The following is a 17164-nucleotide window of genomic DNA, read 5'->3' on the forward strand; positions in this document are numbered from 1 at the left end:
CATACCCAACCTGCGTGGGCAGAACACCTAGACTGTCGGTGCCCGAATTGACACCGAGGAGATCCCACTGTGACAGCATCCGGACGTCCCGTCGTCCTCATCGCCGACAAGCTCGCCCAGTCGACCGTCGACGCACTCGGCGACGCCGTCGAGGTCCGTTGGGTCGACGGCCCGGATCGCCCCAAGCTCCTCGACGCGGTGAAGGACGCGGAGGCGATCCTCGTCCGCTCGGCCACGACGGTCGACGCCGAGGTGCTCGCCGCGGCGCCCAAGCTCAAGATCATCGGCCGCGCGGGTGTGGGACTGGACAACGTCGAGATCCCCGCCGCCACCGAACGCGGCGTCATGGTGGTCAACGCGCCCACCTCCAACATCCACTCGGCCGCGGAGCACGCGGTGGCGTTGCTCATGTCCGCGTGCCGCCAGATCCCCGCCGCCGATCGCACGTTGCGCGAGCACACGTGGAAGCGGAGCTCCTTCAACGGCGTCGAACTGCTCGGCAAGACCGTCGGTGTGGTGGGCCTGGGTCGGATCGGCCAGTTGGTGGCACAGCGCCTGGCGGCGTTCGAGACCACCCTCATCGCCTACGACCCCTACCTGCCCGCCGCCCGCGCCGCGCAGCTGGGCATCGAGTTGGTCGACATCGACGAGCTGGTCTCCCGCGCCGACATCATCACCATGCACCTGCCCAAGACCAAGGAGACGGCCGGTCTCCTGGACGCCGAGCGGCTGGCCCGCGCCAAGGACGGCGTCGTGATCGTCAACGCCGCCCGCGGTGGGCTGATCGTCGAGGACGCCCTCGTCGACGCACTGAAGTCCGGCAAGGTCCGGTCCGCCGCCCTCGACGTGTTCGACACCGAGCCCTGCACCGATTCGCCGCTGTTCGAGCTCGAGAACACCGTCGTGACCCCCCACCTGGGCGCCTCCACCAGCGAGGCCCAGGACCGCGCCGGCACCGACGTCGCCCGCAGTGTGCTGCTGGCCCTGCGCGGCGAGTTCGTCCCGGACGCCGTGAACGTCTCCGGCGGCCCGGTCGGCGACGAGGTCGCCCCCTGGCTCGACCTGGTCCGCAAGGTCGGCCTGATCGCCGGCCACCTCTGCCCGGGTGTGCCGACCACGGTGAACGTCGACGTCGCCGGTGAGCTCGCCGCCGAGCAGGTCGATGTGCTGGGGCTCGCGGCCCTGCGTGGCCTGTTCTCCGCGATCACCGACGAGCCGGCCACGTTCGTCAACGTGGGTCAGATGGCCGAGCAGCGCGGCGTCACCCACTCGGTGGAGACCCGCAGCGAGTCCAAGTCCTACCGCAGCACCGTCACCGTCACCGCGGTGGCCGCGGACGGCGCGACCGGAAAGGTCACCGGAACCCTCTCGGGCCTCGAGAAGGTCCAGAAGATCGTCCGGATCAACGAGCGCGGCTTCGACCTGCGCGCGCAGGGCCAGAACCTCTTCGTGCACTACTCCGACCGACCGGGTGTGCTCGGCAAGGTCGGTTCCATCCTCGGCGGGGAGGGCATCGACATCCAGGCCGCCGCCCTGAGCCAGGACGCCACCGGTGAGGGCGCGTCGCTGATCCTGCGGGTCGACCGCGCGGTCGCCGATCCGACGGTCGACCGGATCGTCTCCGAGCTCGGGGCCACGGCCACCCAGATCAACCTGGACTGAGAGAGACGGGACCGGTGGAGAGGAACACGCAGACGATGAAGCTCGCAGTCATCCCCGGCGACGGGATCGGTGTCGAGGTGACGGCCGAGGCGATCCGGGTACTGGACGCGCTCGTCCCGGGGGTCGAGAAGACGGAGTACGACCTCGGGGCGCGACGCTATCTGCGCACCGGTGAGACGCTCACCGACGCGGATGTCGAGAGCCTGAAGAGCCACGACGCGATCCTGCTCGGCGCTATCGGGGACCCGCGCTCCGTGCCCGCCGGCGTGCTCGAACGCGGGATGCTGCTGCCCCTGCGGTTCGCGCTCGACCACCACGTCAACCTCCGCCCGTCGCGTCTGTACCCGGGCTCGGCGACCCCGCTCAAGAACCCGGGGGAGATCGACTTCGTGGTCGTCCGCGAGGGGACCGAAGGGCTCTACACCGGCAACGGTGGTGCGATCCGGGTCGGGACGCCCCAGGAGATCGGGACAGAGACCTCGGTCAACACCCGGTTCGGCGTGGAGCGGGTGGTGCGCGACGCCTTCGACCGCGCGCGGGCCCGCCGCGGCAAGCTCACACTCGTCCACAAGACCAACGTCCTGGTCAATGCGGGCGGACTCTGGCAGCGCACGGTCGACGAGGTGGCCCCGGAGTTCGCGGACGTCGAGGTGGATTACTGCCATATCGACGCGGCGACGATCTACATGGTGACGGAGCCCTCGCGCTTCGACGTCATCGTCACGGACAACCTCTTCGGCGACATCATCACCGATCTCGCCGCGGCCGTCACCGGGGGGATCGGCACCGCGGCGTCGGGGAACATCGACGCATCCGGGACCAATCCTTCCATGTTCGAACCAGTGCACGGTTCCGCCCCGGACATCGCGGGCCAGGGGAAGGCCGACCCCACCGCGGCCATCCTGTCCGTCGCTCTGATGTTGCGGCATCTCGGGAAGGCCGCAGAAGCCGACCGGGTGGAGGCCGCGGTCGAGGCGGACCTGGGGTCCCGCGGGGACGGGCCGGTGTCGACGTCCGAGGTCGGGAACCGGATCGTGGCGGCGCTCGGAGGCTAGGACCCGCCACCCACCCTCGCGGCCCGCGGGTGTGAATCGCAGGAAGCGCGTCACACCGCGGGCCGTCGACGTCCACAGTGGACCCATGGACGTCGAACTCGTCGAGGTGAGAGATTTCCTCGCCCGGTGCGCCCCTTTCGACCAGCTGACCGTCGATCAGCTCGACCGGATCCCCGCGCAGCTCTCGCAGCGGTACCACCGCCGGGGGACGGTGATCCTCGACGCGGGTGCCCGGAACGACACCCTGCACCTCATCCGCTCGGGCGCCGTGGAGGTGTGTGATCCGGACGGGGCGCTGCTCGACGCGCGAGGAGAGGGGGACTGCTTCGGCTACTCGTCCCTGGCGAGTGGCGGGCCGTCGCGCTACCGGATGGTGGCGGTCGCCGACACCCTGCTGCTCGAGATGCCCCGCGACGTCCTGGACTCGCTACTCACCGACCACCCGCAGCTGGGCCTGTTCTTCGGCGAACGCAGCGAGCGGATCCGTCAGGACCTCGCCTCGGCCCGACTCGAGGCCGCGGGAGGGGACGCGCTCGGTACGCCGGTCGGGGAGTTGCTCGCCCGCGACGCGGTGACAACCGGACCCGACACCGCCATCCGTGACGCCGCATGGTTGATGACCGAGCGCCGCGTATCCGCGCTGCTCGTCGTTGAAGCGGGTCGCGTGGTGGGCATCTTCACCGACCGGGACCTGCGCTCGAAGGTCGTTGCGGTCGGCGGCGACACCGGGGGCCCGGTGTCGGCCATCATGACCCCGGACCCCGTCACGGTCGACGCCGGGACCCGCGCGTTCGACGCCACGCTCCTCCAGATCGACCGCGGGGTCCATCACCTGCCGGTCTGCGAGGACGGCGCGCCGGTGGGGATGGTGACCAGCGGGGACCTGCTCCGCCTGGCGCAGACCGACCCCGTCTACCTCGCGGCCCGCATCGCCCGCGCACCCGACGCAGAGGGGGTCGCGCACCTGGCCGCGAGGCTGCCCGCGCTTGTCGGGGAGTTCGTCCGCCGCGGCACCGCCCCCCAGGACATCGGGCGGGTCGTCACGGCCACCGCGGACGCGGCGACCCGTCGACTGATCTCCCTGGCCGAGGGCGAGCTGGGACCACCGCCGGTGGCGTACTGCTGGGTCGGGCTCGGTTCCCAGGCACGAGGGGAACTGGGCGTGGCGAGCGACCAGGACAACGCGCTCATCCTGGACGATGCGGCGGAGACGACACCCGACGCGGACCGGTACTTCGCCGAGCTGGCCGGGCAGGTGTGTGCAGGTCTCGACCGGTCGGGATTCCCGCTGTGTCCGGGCGACGTCATGGCCTCCACCCCGGCGTGGCGTCGCACGTGCGCGTCCTGGGAACGCCAGGTGGGGGACTGGGTCCGGGCACCGGGAGCGGACGCCGTCCTGAACACCCAGGTCTTCCTGGACATCCGCCCCGTCCACGGGGACACCTCGCTGTTCATGAGGGTCCGGGACGAGATGCTCGCGCGCGCCGAGGGCAGCCTGCGGTTCCAGGCCCACCTCGCCCGGATCGCCTGCGAGTGGCGTCCGCCGCTGGGGTTCTTCCGCGGGCTGGTGGTGGAACGGCGGGGCGAGTACCGCAACACCCTCGACCTCAAGGCCGGGGGGATCGCGCCGGTGGTGCAGATCGCCCGCGTGTACGCCCTCTCCGCAGGGCTCGACGAGGTCTCCACGCTCGGTCGCCTCGACGCCGCGGCCGGGGCGGGTGTGATCGCGCGCGCGGATGCGGAGGACCTGTCCGAGGCCTTCCGGTTCCTGCGCGGCCTGACCTACAGCCATCACGCACGCCAGATCGCGGACGACGACCCGCAGGACAACCACCTCGACCCGGGAACGCTGAGCTCCGCCGACCGCCACCGTCTCCGCGCCGCGTTCCGGATCATCGCCGGGGTGCAGGGCTCGCTCGGCTTGAAATACCGGGTCGGGCAGATGTGATGCGCGACTTGTTCACCCGGTCGGGGCGTCGGCGGCGCACTGCACGGCGGCTTCCCGACGGCCCGCTGCGTCGCTACCTCGAGACCCCGCCGCCGGCGTCGTCGACCCCGTTGGCCGATCTGCGGCTGCTGGCGGTGGACGTGGAGACCACGGGGCTCGACCCCCGGCGCCACCGCGTCCTGTCCGTGGGGCTGGTGCCCGTGGACGGCGACCGGATCGACCTCGGCGGTGCGCGGTCCATGATCCTCCGAGACGACCACGCCGACGAGGCCGAGGGGGTGGGGCAGAGCGCCACGCTGCACGGCATCACCGACGACACGGTGGCCACCGGAGTCGGGGTCGGCGCGGTCCTGGACCAGTTCTTCGCCGCGTTGACCGGGCGGGTGCTCGTCGCCCACTACAGTCGTATAGAGACAGAGTTCCTCGGCTCGCTGTGCTCCACCGCCCACGACGTGCGGCCGCCGTTCGTGCCGGTCGACACCCTCGAGCTGCACCGCCGCGTGCTCGGTGGGGGGGTCGACATGGGTTTCGCCCCGGAAGCCTCCCCGGACGAACTGCGGTTGTGGCGTGCGCGGCGGCGGTACGGACTCCCGCGCTACCGGGCGCACGACGCACTGATCGACGCGCTCGCCTGCGCGGAGTTGTACCTGGCGCAGACGGCCGAGCTGCGCGACCGCGGGGTCACGACGCTCCGAGATCTGGGAACGGCATAGGATCGCGGGTATGCGTCTCGCCCGTATCGCCCACCCGCAGGGATTCGCCTTCGTCGAGGTTCGAGGGGACGTCACCGACCCCGCCACCCTCACCTGCGCGGAGATCTCGGAACACCCCTTCGGCACCCCGGAGTTCACCGGTCGCGAATGGCCGCTGGCCGACGTGCGCCTGCTCGCTCCGATCCTCGCCTCAAAGGTGGTGTGTGTGGGCAAGAACTATGCCGAGCACGCGCAGGAGATGGGCTCCGAGGCGCCCGCCGAGCCGCTGATCTTCCTCAAGCCCAACACCTCCGTGGTCGGCCCCGAGGCCGCGATCGCCTACCCTCCCAGCTCCGAGCGGGTGGACCACGAGGGCGAACTCGCCGTGGTGATCGGGCAGCCCTGTCGCGACGTCGCGGCCGCCCGGGCCGACGAGGTCATCCTCGGCTACACCTGCGCCAACGACGTGACGGCCCGTGACCAGCAGCTCGCGGACGGTCAGTGGACGCGGGGGAAGGGGTACGACACCTTCTGCCCGCTGGGCCCGTGGATCGTCACCGACCTCGACCCGAACGGCCTCGACGTCCGCACCACCGTGCACCACCCGGACGGCTCCTCGGAGGTACGCCAGGACGGCAACACCTCCCAGTTCATGCACACCGTGGGGGAGATCATCGAGTACGTCAGCAGGGTCATGACGTTGCTTCCGGGCGACGTCGTGTTGACGGGCACGCCCGCCGGGGTGGGGCCGATGCTGCCCGGTGACCGGGTCACCGTGGAGATCGAGGGCATCGGGTCGCTGAGCAACCCCGTCGTCGACAGGTAGGTCGGGTCACACGGCGCCCAGGGCGGTGAGGACCGTCCGGAGCTTGGCGGCGGTCTCGGCGACCTCGTCGTCCGGGTCGGAGTCGGCGACGAGGCCCCCGCCCGCCCAGGCGAGCGCCCCGGTGCGATCCGCGTCGATCTCGGCGCAGCGGATGGTGACCATCCAGTCCCCGTCGCCGCCCGCGTCCGCCCAGCCGACCGCCCCCGAGTAGAAGCCGCGCTCGCCCTCGAGTCCCGCGATCACGCGCCTGGCCTCGTCGGTGGGGGTCCCGCACACCGCGGGCGTCGGATGCACGGCCAACGCGAGGTCGAGCGCCGTGGTCCGGGGGTCGGCGATCCGTCCGCGGATCCGGGTCCCCAGATGCCACATCTCACGGGTCGAGGTGAGCGAGGGGCGCTCCGGGATCTGCAAGTCCCGGCAGAAGGGTGCCAGGGCCGACGCGAGGGAATCCACGACGAACGCGTGTTCCGCGGCGTCCTTGCCCGAGGCCCGCAGTGCGCGCCCCGCGGCCTGGTCCTCGGATGTGTCGCGGGAACGGGGAGCCGAACCGGCGAGGGGGTGGCATTCCACCACGTCCCCCCGGCGGCGCACCAGGAGTTCCGGGCTCGACCCCACCAGTATTCTGCCGGTGTGTCGCCCACCGGCGGGGGTCAGGTCGACCAGGAACCCGTCGGCGGACGGGCTCGAATCGATGAGCGCCGCGCACACCGCGTGGGGGTCTATCGGGTCCTGCGCGAGCAACCGGACCGCGCGGGCGAGCACCACCTTGGACAGTCCACCGGCGCGGATCCCGGCGATCGCGGTCGCCACGCGGTGCCGGTGGACCTCCGTGGAGGGGATCTCCTCGGCGACGCGGGCACGTGTGCGGATCGAGCGGAAGTAGGCGGGGGGTTCGAGGGGGCCGTCGGTCCGGACCACGATGTCGGGCTCCACCAACGCCGCCCGCGCATCGGGTTCGAACCCCAGGGCGCCCACCACCAGGCCGCAGTCCCCGGACCTCAGCGCCAGCGCGGCGTCCGCCGGATCGGGGAAGGAGCGGAGGGACCCCTGGGTGCGCAGTGAGCCCGTGGGGCGGGACAGGAGGAAGTCCGGAGCGGTGACAGGCCTGGCGGCGTCGGGGTGGAGCCCTGACGCCACGGTTCGCCTCCTCGACTCCGACCGGGTGTGGATCGCGCGTGAAGGGCGCACCACGGGTACCCGGCCGATCCTAGGCCGGTCCTGCGCGGGGGTGCGAGCCGGGACCGTCTCTAGGATGGTGGGCATGACAGCACAAGACGTCCGTGTCCGCTTCTGCCCGTCGCCCACCGGGACACCCCACGTGGGACTGGTCAGGACGGCGCTGTTCAACTGGGCCCACGCGCGGCACACGGGCGGGACCTTCGTCTTCCGTATCGAGGACACCGACGCCGCACGCGACTCGGAGGAGTCGTACCAGGCGTTGCTCGACGCGCTCCGGTGGCTGGGACTGGACTGGGACGAGGGGCCGGAGGTGGGCGGACCGTACGCCCCCTACCGCCAGTCCGAGCGACGCGACCAGCACCTCGACGTGGTGCGCAGGCTCGTCGACGCCGGCGAGGCCTACGAGTCCTTCTCGACGGCCGAGGAGGTCGAGGCCCGCCACCGCGCGGCCGGGCGTGATCCCAAACTCGGGTACGACGGGTACGACCGCGACCTGACGGAGGAGCAGAAGCAGGCCTACCGGGATGAGGGGCGTGGCGCGGTGATCCGGCTCCGGATGCCGGACGAGGACCTGGGGTGGGACGATCTCGTCCGCGGCGAGACCGTCTTCAAGGCCGGCACCGTTCCGGACTTCGCGCTCACGCGGGGCAACGGGGTCCCCCTCTACACCCTGGTGAACCCGGTGGACGACGCGCTCATGCAGATCACCCATGTGCTCCGGGGCGAGGACCTGCTCAGTTCCACTCCCCGGCAGATCGCGCTCTACCGCGCACTGACGCGGATCGGGGTGGCCGAGCGTGTCCCCGAGTTCGGGCACCTGCCGTTCGTCATGGGCGAGGGGAACAAGAAGCTGTCCAAGCGGGACCCGGAGTCGGATCTGTTCCTGCACCGTGACCGAGGGATGTTGCCCGAGGGACTGCTCAACTACCTGGCGCTGTTGGGGTGGGGGTTGTCGGACGACCGCGATGTGTTCTCCCTGCAGGAGATGGTGGAGGCCTTCGACGTACGTCAGGTCAACGCCAACCCCGCCCGCTTCGACCAGAAGAAGGCGGACGCGATCAACGCCGAGCACATCCGGCGGCTCCCCCCTGAGGTGTTCGCGCGTCGGCTGCGGGACTACCTCGAGGCGCACCCGTCCGAGGACGGCCTGACGCTGCCGGCCGGGCTGGACGGCGAGCGGTGGGCGGTCGTGGCCGATCTGCTGCAGACCCGCATCGTCGTCCTGTCCGACGCGTGGAACCTCATCCGTTTCCTCGTGGTGGACGAGGCGCAGTTCGTCGTCGATCCCGGATCCGCCGCCAAGAACCTCAAGGCCGACTCCCGCGAGGTCGTGGACGCGGCCATGGGCGCGTTGGACGCGATACCGGAGTGGACCACCCCGGCGATCGAGGCGGCGCTCTCCGGTGCGCTGGTGGACGGCCTCGGGATCAAGCCACGCAAGGCCTATGGTCCGATCCGGGTCGCGGTGACCGGATCGCACATCTCGCCGCCCCTGTTCGAATCGCTGGAACTGCTGGGTCGTGAGCTGACCCTGGCCCGGTTGCGGGCCGCGCCGATCGCAGACTGACCAGGCGATTTGCTATTCACCCTCGGTGCTTTGATAGTCTCTTCGAGGTCGCCCCGCACGGGCGGACAAGTGAATACAGTGGCCTATGGTGTAATTGGCAACACAGCGGTTTCTGGTACCGTCGTTCTAGGTTCGAGTCCTGGTAGGCCAGCTGAGCGCGCACAGCGCTCACTGCAGCGGTTCCTTCAGCGGAACCGCGTCCTGAGCCCCCGTCGTCTAGCGGCCTAGGACGCCGCCCTCTCACGGCGGTAGCGTGGGTTCGAATCCCATCGGGGGTACACACGAGAACACCCGGAGCGCTCATGCTCCGGGTGTTCTCTGTCGTCCCGGCTCGGCCGCCTCCCGGTCACACCGGGACCGCTGCGGACCCTGTGACCCGCCCCCGTCCCCGGAGTCGGATGAGGTGTCGCGCGTGCTCATCGAGAGCGTGGTCCTCCGCGCTCTCCGGGGTCCAGCGCGGCACCGGGGTGGGGGTGAGATCCGGTCCCAGCGCCGCGCACACAGCCAGACAGTGGGTCGTCAGGACCCGGTCCGGCGACGTGGGCTCACCGGACCGGACGTGGACGGACACGTGCATGGTCTCATGGCCGGTGTGCAGGAGTCGGGCCTCGACCTCGACGACGTGGCCGATGCTCACCGGGTGGTAGAACCGCACGCCGCCGGCGTACACGGACGTACACGGGGTGCCCGACCAGTGGGTCGCGCAGAGGTTCGCGGCGTCGTCGATCCACGACATGATCCGCCCACCGTGGACGTTGCCACCCCAGTTCACGTCAGCGGGTGCCGCGAGGAACCGCAGGGTCGACCGGGGTGCGGTCCCCTCGGTGGTGTAGCGCTGCTGTGCCATGGCGTCCTCGATGTCCCTGCGCAGCGCGATACGCATCACCGCTTCATCGGACTCGTGCACCTCCAACCGGGAGGCGGGGCGCCACGACGGCACTGGGGTGGGTCTGCCCTCGTGCATGGCGATGAAGACGACCAGACACTCTGCGCAGTGGCGGTACTCGAGCGCGACGGGATCGCAGGCCCGGACATCACACTGGATGTGCATCGAACTCGACCCGGTATGGACGAGGCGCGCTGACACCTCGACGAGTTGCCCGGCCTCGATCGGCCGCGAGAAGCGGACGTTGCCCACGTAGGCGGTCACCGCATACCCACCCGACCACACCGCCGCCTGGGCGTACGCGGCCTTGTCGATCCACTCGAGGATGCGGCCTGTGTGAACCTGGTTCCCGGTGCCCACGTCGGTCGGAGCGGCGAGGAATCTCAGGACGGTCTCTCGGGGAGTCTGCACGCCGGGAAAACTATCGGCGTCGCGTAACGGTGCGGTTGCGGCGGATGTGGATCTCGTGTCGGTGTGCTCACCCCGGGATGGCGACGCGGTGAGGGCGGAGCGGGCCCACTCAGGCCCACCTAGGCCCGCTCAGGCCCGCTCAGTCAACGGTCTCCTTGAGCGGGTCCTCGCGGATGAACAGCAGCAGTCCGGTGGCGACCACCAGCAGGGGCACCACGACGAGGAAGATCGGCACCAGGGCGTCGTTGTAGGAACCCACGATCGCGTCGTGGAGGGGTCCGGGCAGTCCGGCGAGGATCTCGGGACTCATCGAGTTGGCCGCTCCGGAGCCGTTCGAGAACGACGTGGCCATCTCAGCCCCCTCCGGTCCCATCGCCGCCGCTGCGGCCGGGATGCGGTCGCCCATGAGATCGGACAGACGACTGACGAAGAGCGACCCCACGATGGCCGATCCCAGGGTCCCGCCGATCTGGCGGAAGAAGTTGTTGGACGCCGTGGCGGTCCCGACCATCGACACGGGAAACGAGTTCTGGACGATCAGCACGAGCAGCTGCATGCACAGGCCGAGACCGAAGCCGAAGACGAAGAGGACCACGCCGAGGTGGAGCAGGGTGTCCGTCTCCTCGAGAGTGCTGATGACAAACAGTCCCACGGCCATGATGATGCTGCCCACGACCGGGTACCACTTGTACCGGCCGGTACGGCTCACGATGTTGCCCACGATGATGGAGGTCCCCATCATCCCCGCCATCATCGGGGTCATCATGAGGCCGGCGTGGGTGGGTCCGAGCCCGTGGACCATCTGGATGTAGGTGGGCAGGTAGGTGATGGTGCCGAACATGGCGATGCCGATGATGAGCCCCGCTGCCGTCGAGAGTGCGAAGTTGCGCTCGGCGAACAGGGTCATCGGGATCAGGGGATGCGGTGACCGCAGTTCGACCCGCACGAACGCCGCCGCGCAGACCAGGAAGAGGGCGGCGAGGCCGAGGATGACCGGGTCGGTCCAGGAGTAGCGGTTGCCGGCCCACGAGCAGACGAGGATGAGCGCCGTGGTGCCCGTGACCATGAGCACGGTGCCCGGCCAGTCGGTGCTCCGGCCGGTGCCGCGGGCGGGCAGTCTCAGGTAGAGAACCGCGACGGCGAGGGTGAGCAGGCAGATCGGCAGGTTGAACCACAGTGCCCAGCGCCAGCCCGGGCCCTCGGTGAAGAACCCGCCCAGGAGCGGACCGAGGATCGACGAGAGCCCGAACACCGCCCCCATCACTCCCATGTACCGACCCCTCTGACGGGCGGGGACGACGTCGGCGACGATGGCCTGGGACAGCACCATCAGGCCTCCGCCCCCCAGGCCCTGGATGGCCCGGGAGACGATGAGGACGTCGATGCTCCACGAGAGGGCTCCGAGTACGGAACCACCGAGGAACAGCAGGATGGCGGCGACGAAGAGCGGTTTGCGTCCGATCTGGTCGCCGAGCTTGCCGTACACGGGCAGCCCGATGGTCATGGTCAGGAGATAGACGGTGATGACCCAGCTCATCTTGTCGACCCCGCCGAGGTCCGCGACGATCGTGGGGAGCGCGGTGGCGAAGATCATCTGCCCCAGGGACACGATGAGCATCCCGAGCAGGAGCGAGGTGAACACCAGCGGCACGTTGTGGGACGGCGCGCGCTCGGCGGTCTCGTGACCGTCCGCCGCGAGGGTGCTGGTGTCACTCATGACGTGGATCCCGTCTTCTCGGAAGAGGTCGCCCGTACCGACGCCGTGTCGGTGCCCGCCCTGTCGTTGGGTGAGCTGACGAGGAGTGCGAGCTGTCGCAGGGCGAGGGCGCACTCGGAGTCGAGGTCGTCGAAGGTCGCGGCCTCCCGTGCCAGCCAGCTCGACAGGCCCAGGTTCGCCGATGCGGCCACGAGGGCGACGCACGCGCGTGCCTCGGCCTCTGCCGCGACCCCCTCGAGTCGGCGGAGATGCGGCTGGCGTTTGAAGTGCTCGGTCACCAGGTCCACCAGGCGGAGCTGGAAGCGCGAGGACGCGGTCACGCGGGCCACCCCGAGGTCGGGCTCGGCCCGGAAGATCGCGCCCCGACGGTGGGCGAGTCGCACGGTCTGGGCGTCGTTCCCGATGCGCGCGGCGGCGAATGCCGCGAGGAACAGCCGGAGGAGCGCCCCGGGCACGTCCGGGTCGGCGGCGTCGAGGAACTCGCGGCGGGGTGTCGGGGGGACGTCCCGGGGCGGGGAACCGATGACGGCGGCCTCCTTCGAGGGGACATAGTTGAAAAAGGTGCGCTTGGAGACGTGGGCCGCCGCGCAGATCTGGTCCACCGTCACGCAGTCGTATCCGTGCTCCAGGACGAGGGAGGTCGCGGCGTCTTCGATGGCCAACAGCGTGGCTCGACGCTTTCGCTCGCGCAGGGAGTCCTGGTCCGGGGGGGAGGTCACCGGAGCAGTCCATATAGAAAGGTGCACCAAGTGCATATTTGCACCTGGTGCACGGGTGTCGGTGTCGTGATTTTGTGGTGGACCGGTGGTGTCGCTACAGTTGACGTGTACCAGGCCCCCGTCGTCTAGCGGCCTAGGACGCCGCCCTCTCACGGCGGTAGCGTGGGTTCGAATCCCATCGGGGGTACATGAGCGACAGGTCCCGGTTCCTCGCGAGAGCGAGGAGCCGGGACATCGCGTTTGTCGGGGCGTGAGACGATTTGCCCGTGAACTCTCGTCGCGACGTCCTCCGGGTGGCCCTCGGCGCCGGACTCGGGCTCGCGGGCCTGACCGCCTGCGGGCCGGGTGGCGGGACGACGAGCCCGGCCACCACGTCGAGGGACCCGTTGGCCCCGCCGAGTCCCGTCCGCACCCCGACCGACGACCCGCCCGTCCGGCGTGTCATCGCCCTCTCGTCCGCGGACCTGGACGCCCTGGTGGCGCTGGGGATGGAGCCGGAGGCGGCCTGGGCCGTGGACGGCACGGGCCCCCGGCCCTGGCGGGACCGTCCCTCCCCGCCCGCGCCGGACTGGGGCGGGCCGGGGTTGCCGAGTCTGCGTTCCCTCCTGCCGTTCGGGGCCGACGCCTTCGCTCTCGCCGCGGCCGACGTCTCCGAGGCGCAGCTGAGAGGGTACGAACAGCTCGCCACGGTCATCGCCGACCCCGACGGGCGTCCGGGCTGGCGGCGGCACCTCGAGTTGGTGGCCGAGGCCGTCCACCGCGACCCGACCCGGGTTGCCGCGTCCGCCAAGGAGGCACTGGACGGGTGGGCGGAAGGCCAGCGGCGGCTCGGAGTGGAGGCGCTCGCCGTCGTCGTCGGGACCGGCGCGCGCCCCGACACCCCGGTCGCCACCCTCGACGGACGGTCGCCGCTCGCAGACGAGATACGCGAGCTGGGATTCGACATCGTGTCCCACCGGGAGCCCGTCCCGTATCGACAGCTCAGGCGGCCGGGCGTCCAGGTGGTCAGGGTGGATCCGCGCGACGACGACCTCGTGGCGGCGGTCCGGCAACCGAGCGTGAGCAGCCTCCCGTGGGCGCTCGGCCGTCTGGTCGAGGGCCGGCGGCCGGCCTAGGTGGTCGGGGCGACCTGGGCGCACGGGCCTACAACCGCTTGTGGATCGCCTCCGCGGCGGCCAGGAGGTCGGCCGCCCAGCGCACCCCGGGGCGTCGACCGATGCGGTCCACCGGGCCCGAGACGGAGATCGCGGCCACGACGCTGCCCGCCGAGTCCCTGATCGGAGCCGAGATGGAGGCGACACCGGCCTCTCGCTCGGCGATGGACTGAGCCCACCCGCGTCGCCGTACCTCGGCCAGCTGCCGCTCGGTGTAGGTGGCGTCCGCCAGGAGGGCGCGCTGGGTGGTGGGGTCGGCCCACGCGGCCAGGACCTTCGCTCCCGACCCCCTGCTCATGGGCAGGATGGCCCCCACGGGGACGGTGTCCCGCAGGCCGGTGGGGGGCTCGGCCGAGGCCACGCAGATCCTCCGGTCGCCGTCGCGGCGGTACACCTGGACGCTCTCCTCCGTCGCCTCGCGCAGGCGCGGGAGAACGCTGGACGCCGCTTCCGCCAGGGAGTCGGCGGCGTGGGAGGCGAGTTTCGCCAGCCCGGGGCCGAGGCTCCACACCCCGGCGTCGTTCCGGGACAGGAGCTGGTGGATCTCGAGGCCCACCGCGAGCCGATGGGCGGTGGCCCGGGGGAGTCCGGTGCGCTCGCAGAGGTCGGCGAGGACACACGGTTGCTCGGCCACCGCGTGGAGCACCGTCATGGCTTTGTCGAGGACTCCGATCCCGCTATACTGTCTCACAGTTCGACTATAGCGTCCTACATGGTGAGAATCCATCGGTTCGTCACCCGGGGCGGGTACTGGAGGCGTGATGAGTGTGACACCGTCCGGAGGCGCCCGGGGCCGAACCCTGGCGGAGAAGGTGTGGGACGACCACGTAGTGGTCAGGGGCGAGGGGGAGGGCGAAGCCCGGCAACCGGACCTCATCTACATCGATCTCCACCTCATCCACGAGGTCACCAGCCCTCAGGCCTTCGACGGGTTGCGACTGGCGGGCCGCGGTCTGCGTCGCCCGGACCTCACCCTCGCGACAGAGGACCACAACGTCCCGACCGACCTCGTCGGCGGCGCCGTCGACCTCATCGCCGACCGCGTCTCGCGCACCCAGATCGAGACGCTGCGCACCAACTGCGAGGAGTTCGGCGTCCGGGCGTACCCGATGGGTGATCCGGGGCAGGGCATCGTCCACATCATCGGGCCCCAGCTCGGACTGACCCAGCCCGGCATGACGGTCGTGTGCGGCGACTCCCACACCTCCACGCACGGTGCCTTCGGCTCCATCGCGATGGGTATCGGGACGTCCGAGGTCGAGCACGTCATGGCCACCCAGACGCTCTCGCTTCGGCCGTTCCGGACCATGGCCGTCACCGTCACCGGCGAACTGCAGCCGGGGGTCTCGGCCAAGGATCTCATCCTCGCGGTGATCGCCCAGATCGGGACCGGTGGGGGGCAGGGGCACATCATCGAGTACCGCGGGGAGGCCATCGAGAAGCTGTCGATGGAGGCGCGGATGACCATCTGCAACATGAGCATCGAGGCCGGCGCCCGGGCCGGGATGATCGCCCCGGACCAGACGACCTACGACTACCTCCAAGGGCGCCCCCACGCCCCGGCGGGCGACGAGTGGGACGCCGCGGTCGACTACTGGAACGGTCTGAAGACCGACGACGACGCGGTGTTCGACACCGAGGTGGTGATCGACGGCTCGGCCCTCACCCCGTTCGTCACCTGGGGGACCAACCCCGGTCAAGGGGCGCCCCTCGGGTCCGCCGTCCCGCATCCGGAGTCCTTCGGGGACGAGAGCGACCGGGTCGCCGCCGAGGGTGCGCTCGAGTACATGGATCTGGAGGCCGGGACACCCCTGCGTGAGATCGCAGTGGACGTGGTCTTCGTGGGGTCGTGCACCAACGGACGCATCGAGGACCTCAGGACGGTGGCGGAGATCATCGACGGCCGCGAGGTCGCCGACGGCGTACGGATGCTGGTCGTCCCGGGATCGATGCAGGTGCGTCAGTTGGCGGAGCAGGAGGGCCTGGACGAGGTGTTCACCGCGTTCGGCGCCGAATGGCGTCAACCGGGCTGCTCGATGTGTCTCGGGATGAACCCGGACTCGCTGGAGCCGGGTCAGCGCTGCGCCTCGACCTCCAACCGCAACTTCGAGGGTCGTCAGGGCAAGGGCGGCCGGACCCATCTCGTCAGCCCGGCGGTCGCCGCGGCCACCGCCGTCGTCGGGCGGCTGGCCTCGCCCGCAGATCTCGAGCCCGCGAAGGGGGCATGATCCACATGGAGCCGATCACCACCCACACCGGCATCGGGGCCCCGCTGCACCGGTCCAACGTGGACACCGACCAGATCATCCCCGCCGAGTACCTCAAGCGCGTCACACGCACCGGGTTCGAGGACGGGCTCTTCTCGTCCTGGCGAGGAGGCGAACCCGACTTCGTCCTCAACCGCGCTCCGTACGACCGGGCGTCCGTGCTCGTCGCGGGCCCGGACTTCGGCACCGGCTCGTCCCGCGAGCACGCGGTGTGGGCCCTGAAGGACTTCGGTTTCCGCGTGGTCATCTCCTCGCGGTTCGCCGACATCTTCCGGGGCAACTCGGGCAAGTCCGGTCTGGTGGCCGCACAGGTCGAACAGCAGAACGTCGATCTCTTGTGGAAGATAATGGACGAGCGACCGGGGATCGAGCTGACCGTGGACCTCGGGTCCAGGACCGTGACCGCGGGCGACCTGACCGTCCCGTTCGAGATCGACGACTACACCCGGTGGCGTCTCATGGAGGGGCTGGACGACATCGGTCTCACGCTCCGGAAAGCGGAGGCGATCGCCGCGTTCGAGGAGCGTCGACCGTCGTTCAAGCCGGTCACCACCGTGCCCGACCGGGGGTGACCGGCGGATCGCGTCGGCCCGTCCGGAACGGCCCCCGAGCCAGCAACGTGTGAGTATGCTTATCTTTATGTGGCGCGGTGCTCTGCCGCGTCGGCGTACTCACCTCTAGGGGGACACCCGTGAACAAGGCCGATCTGATCGCCGAGCTGGCGGAACGTATGGACGGAGACCAGCAGCTCGCCACAGAGGCGTTGGAGAACACTCTCGACATCATCGTGCGGGCGGTGGCGGCGGGTGAGTCGATCACCATCATGGGATTCGGCATCTTCGAGAAGCGCGCGCGTGCGGCCAGGGTCGCGCGCAACCCGCACACCGGTGAGTCCATTCCGGTGCCGCCCACCTACTCACCGGCGTTCCGGCCCGGTCAGTACTTCAAGTCCGTCGTGCAGGGCACCGAGACGCTCCCCGAGGGCCGCCTCGCGGCGAAGCGCACCAGCTCGCATCAGTCCTTCGGCGGGGTCGGCAAGAACGGCGTGAACCGCCGCGACAAGGTCGGCTGAGCAGCCGCC

At 70.4% G+C, this 17164-nt stretch carries 15 protein-coding genes and 3 tRNA genes; 13 read left to right on the forward strand and 5 right to left on the reverse strand.

Annotation, left to right across the window (positions count from 1 at the left end; genetic code table 11):
- The first annotated feature begins 69 nt into the window (after positions 1-69).
- From serA to CEY15_RS00025, 5 genes are all read left to right on the forward strand, one after another.
- Complete coding sequence (gene serA / locus CEY15_RS00005) at positions 70-1662, forward strand: phosphoglycerate dehydrogenase (protein WP_095716763.1); 1593 nt, start codon at positions 70-72, stop codon at positions 1660-1662.
- Positions 1663-1697: 35 nt separating this feature from the next.
- Positions 1698-2717, forward strand: coding sequence for a 3-isopropylmalate dehydrogenase (locus tag CEY15_RS00010; protein WP_017837027.1), 1020 nt, complete (start codon positions 1698-1700; stop codon positions 2715-2717).
- 85 nt (positions 2718-2802) lie between these two features.
- Positions 2803-4665 (forward strand): putative nucleotidyltransferase substrate binding domain-containing protein, encoded by a 1863-nt coding sequence (locus CEY15_RS00015; RefSeq protein WP_095716764.1) that lies wholly within the window; start codon positions 2803-2805, stop codon positions 4663-4665.
- Complete coding sequence (locus tag CEY15_RS00020; protein WP_095716765.1) at positions 4665-5378, forward strand: exonuclease domain-containing protein; 714 nt, start codon at positions 4665-4667, stop codon at positions 5376-5378. The genes CEY15_RS00015 and CEY15_RS00020 overlap by 1 nt, the downstream gene beginning before the upstream one ends.
- Positions 5379-5388: 10 nt before the next feature.
- On the forward strand, positions 5389-6183 hold the full coding sequence (locus CEY15_RS00025; RefSeq protein WP_095716766.1) for a fumarylacetoacetate hydrolase family protein: 795 nt from the start codon (positions 5389-5391) through the stop codon (positions 6181-6183).
- Between the two features lie 6 nt (positions 6184-6189).
- Here the strand turns inward: CEY15_RS00025 and CEY15_RS00030 are convergent, their stop codons facing one another.
- The gene (locus CEY15_RS00030; protein WP_017837023.1) at positions 6190-7320 is read right to left on the reverse strand and encodes an isochorismate synthase; all 1131 of its coding nucleotides are present in this window, start codon (positions 7318-7320) and stop codon (positions 6190-6192) included.
- 124 nt (positions 7321-7444) lie between these two features.
- Between CEY15_RS00030 and gltX the strand changes: the two genes are divergently transcribed.
- The 3 genes from gltX (at position 7445) to CEY15_RS00045 (ending at position 9207) form a co-directional block, all read left to right on the forward strand.
- Entirely contained in the window at positions 7445-8929 is a 1485-nt protein-coding gene (gltX, locus tag CEY15_RS00035) for a glutamate--tRNA ligase (RefSeq protein WP_095716867.1), read from the forward strand.
- 79 nt (positions 8930-9008) lie between these two features.
- Positions 9009-9080: transfer RNA gene (locus CEY15_RS00040), tRNA-Gln, on the forward strand.
- A 54-nt stretch (positions 9081-9134) separates the two neighbouring features.
- A tRNA-Glu gene (locus tag CEY15_RS00045) sits at positions 9135-9207 on the forward strand.
- A 68-nt stretch (positions 9208-9275) separates the two neighbouring features.
- Here the strand turns inward: CEY15_RS00045 and CEY15_RS00050 are convergent.
- From CEY15_RS00050 to CEY15_RS00060, 3 genes are all read right to left on the reverse strand, one after another.
- Positions 9276-10226 carry an acyl-CoA thioesterase gene (locus CEY15_RS00050; RefSeq protein WP_095716767.1) on the reverse strand — a complete coding sequence of 317 codons (951 nt, stop codon included), beginning with the start codon at positions 10224-10226 and terminating at the stop codon, positions 9276-9278.
- Between the two features lie 139 nt (positions 10227-10365).
- Positions 10366-11943, reverse strand: coding sequence for an MDR family MFS transporter (locus CEY15_RS00055; protein WP_095716768.1), 1578 nt, complete (start codon positions 11941-11943; stop codon positions 10366-10368).
- A complete protein-coding gene (locus CEY15_RS00060) occupies positions 11940-12662 on the reverse strand; it encodes a TetR/AcrR family transcriptional regulator (protein ID WP_095716769.1) in 723 nt (240 codons plus the stop codon). Before CEY15_RS00060 ends, CEY15_RS00055 begins: the two co-directional genes overlap by 4 nt.
- Positions 12663-12776: 114 nt before the next feature.
- Here CEY15_RS00060 and CEY15_RS00065 point away from each other — a divergent pair.
- Together CEY15_RS00065 and CEY15_RS00070 are read left to right on the forward strand one after the other, a co-directional pair.
- Positions 12777-12849: transfer RNA gene (locus tag CEY15_RS00065), tRNA-Glu, on the forward strand.
- Between the two features lie 79 nt (positions 12850-12928).
- Positions 12929-13777 carry an ABC transporter substrate-binding protein gene (locus tag CEY15_RS00070; RefSeq protein WP_095716770.1) on the forward strand — a complete coding sequence of 283 codons (849 nt, stop codon included), beginning with the start codon at positions 12929-12931 and terminating at the stop codon, positions 13775-13777.
- 28 nt (positions 13778-13805) lie between these two features.
- On the opposite strand, the gene CEY15_RS00075 is transcribed toward CEY15_RS00070, so the two are convergent.
- Positions 13806-14507, reverse strand: coding sequence for an IclR family transcriptional regulator (locus CEY15_RS00075; protein WP_031264904.1), 702 nt, complete (start codon positions 14505-14507; stop codon positions 13806-13808).
- Between the two features lie 70 nt (positions 14508-14577).
- On the opposite strand from CEY15_RS00075, the gene leuC reads away from it, so the two are divergent.
- From leuC to CEY15_RS00090, 3 genes are all read left to right on the forward strand, one after another.
- Entirely contained in the window at positions 14578-16044 is a 1467-nt protein-coding gene (gene leuC / locus CEY15_RS00080; protein WP_017837016.1) for a 3-isopropylmalate dehydratase large subunit, read from the forward strand.
- A 5-nt stretch (positions 16045-16049) separates the two neighbouring features.
- Positions 16050-16655 carry a 3-isopropylmalate dehydratase small subunit gene (gene leuD / locus CEY15_RS00085; RefSeq protein WP_031264903.1) on the forward strand — a complete coding sequence of 202 codons (606 nt, stop codon included), beginning with the start codon at positions 16050-16052 and terminating at the stop codon, positions 16653-16655.
- A gap of 119 nt (positions 16656-16774) precedes the next feature.
- The gene (locus CEY15_RS00090; RefSeq protein WP_095716771.1) at positions 16775-17155 is read left to right on the forward strand and encodes an HU family DNA-binding protein; all 381 of its coding nucleotides are present in this window, start codon (positions 16775-16777) and stop codon (positions 17153-17155) included.
- Positions 17156-17164 lie beyond the last annotated feature (9 nt).

Origin of the sequence: Dietzia natronolimnaea (assembly GCF_002289575.1) — a bacterium.
GTDB lineage: Bacteria > Actinomycetota > Actinomycetes > Mycobacteriales > Mycobacteriaceae > Dietzia > Dietzia natronolimnaea_A.

What these genes read in the sequence shown, in the direction of transcription:
- CEY15_RS00020 (WP_095716765.1), top strand. Translation starts at nt 4,665, where the DNA reads ATGCGCGACTTGTTCACCCGGTCGGGGCGTCGGCGGCGCACTGCACGG.
- CEY15_RS00015 (WP_095716764.1), top strand. Translation starts at nt 2,803, where the DNA reads ATGGACGTCGAACTCGTCGAGGTGAGAGATTTCCTCGCCCGGTGCGCC.
- gltX (WP_095716867.1), top strand. Translation starts at nt 7,445, where the DNA reads ATGACAGCACAAGACGTCCGTGTCCGCTTCTGCCCGTCGCCCACCGGG.
- leuD (WP_031264903.1), top strand. Translation starts at nt 16,050, where the DNA reads ATGGAGCCGATCACCACCCACACCGGCATCGGGGCCCCGCTGCACCGG.
- CEY15_RS00055 (WP_095716768.1), bottom strand. Translation starts at nt 11,943, where the DNA reads ATGAGTGACACCAGCACCCTCGCGGCGGACGGTCACGAGACCGCCGAG.
- CEY15_RS00025 (WP_095716766.1), top strand. Translation starts at nt 5,389, where the DNA reads ATGCGTCTCGCCCGTATCGCCCACCCGCAGGGATTCGCCTTCGTCGAG.
- CEY15_RS00010 (WP_017837027.1), top strand. Translation starts at nt 1,698, where the DNA reads ATGAAGCTCGCAGTCATCCCCGGCGACGGGATCGGTGTCGAGGTGACG.
- leuC (WP_017837016.1), top strand. Translation starts at nt 14,578, where the DNA reads ATGAGTGTGACACCGTCCGGAGGCGCCCGGGGCCGAACCCTGGCGGAG.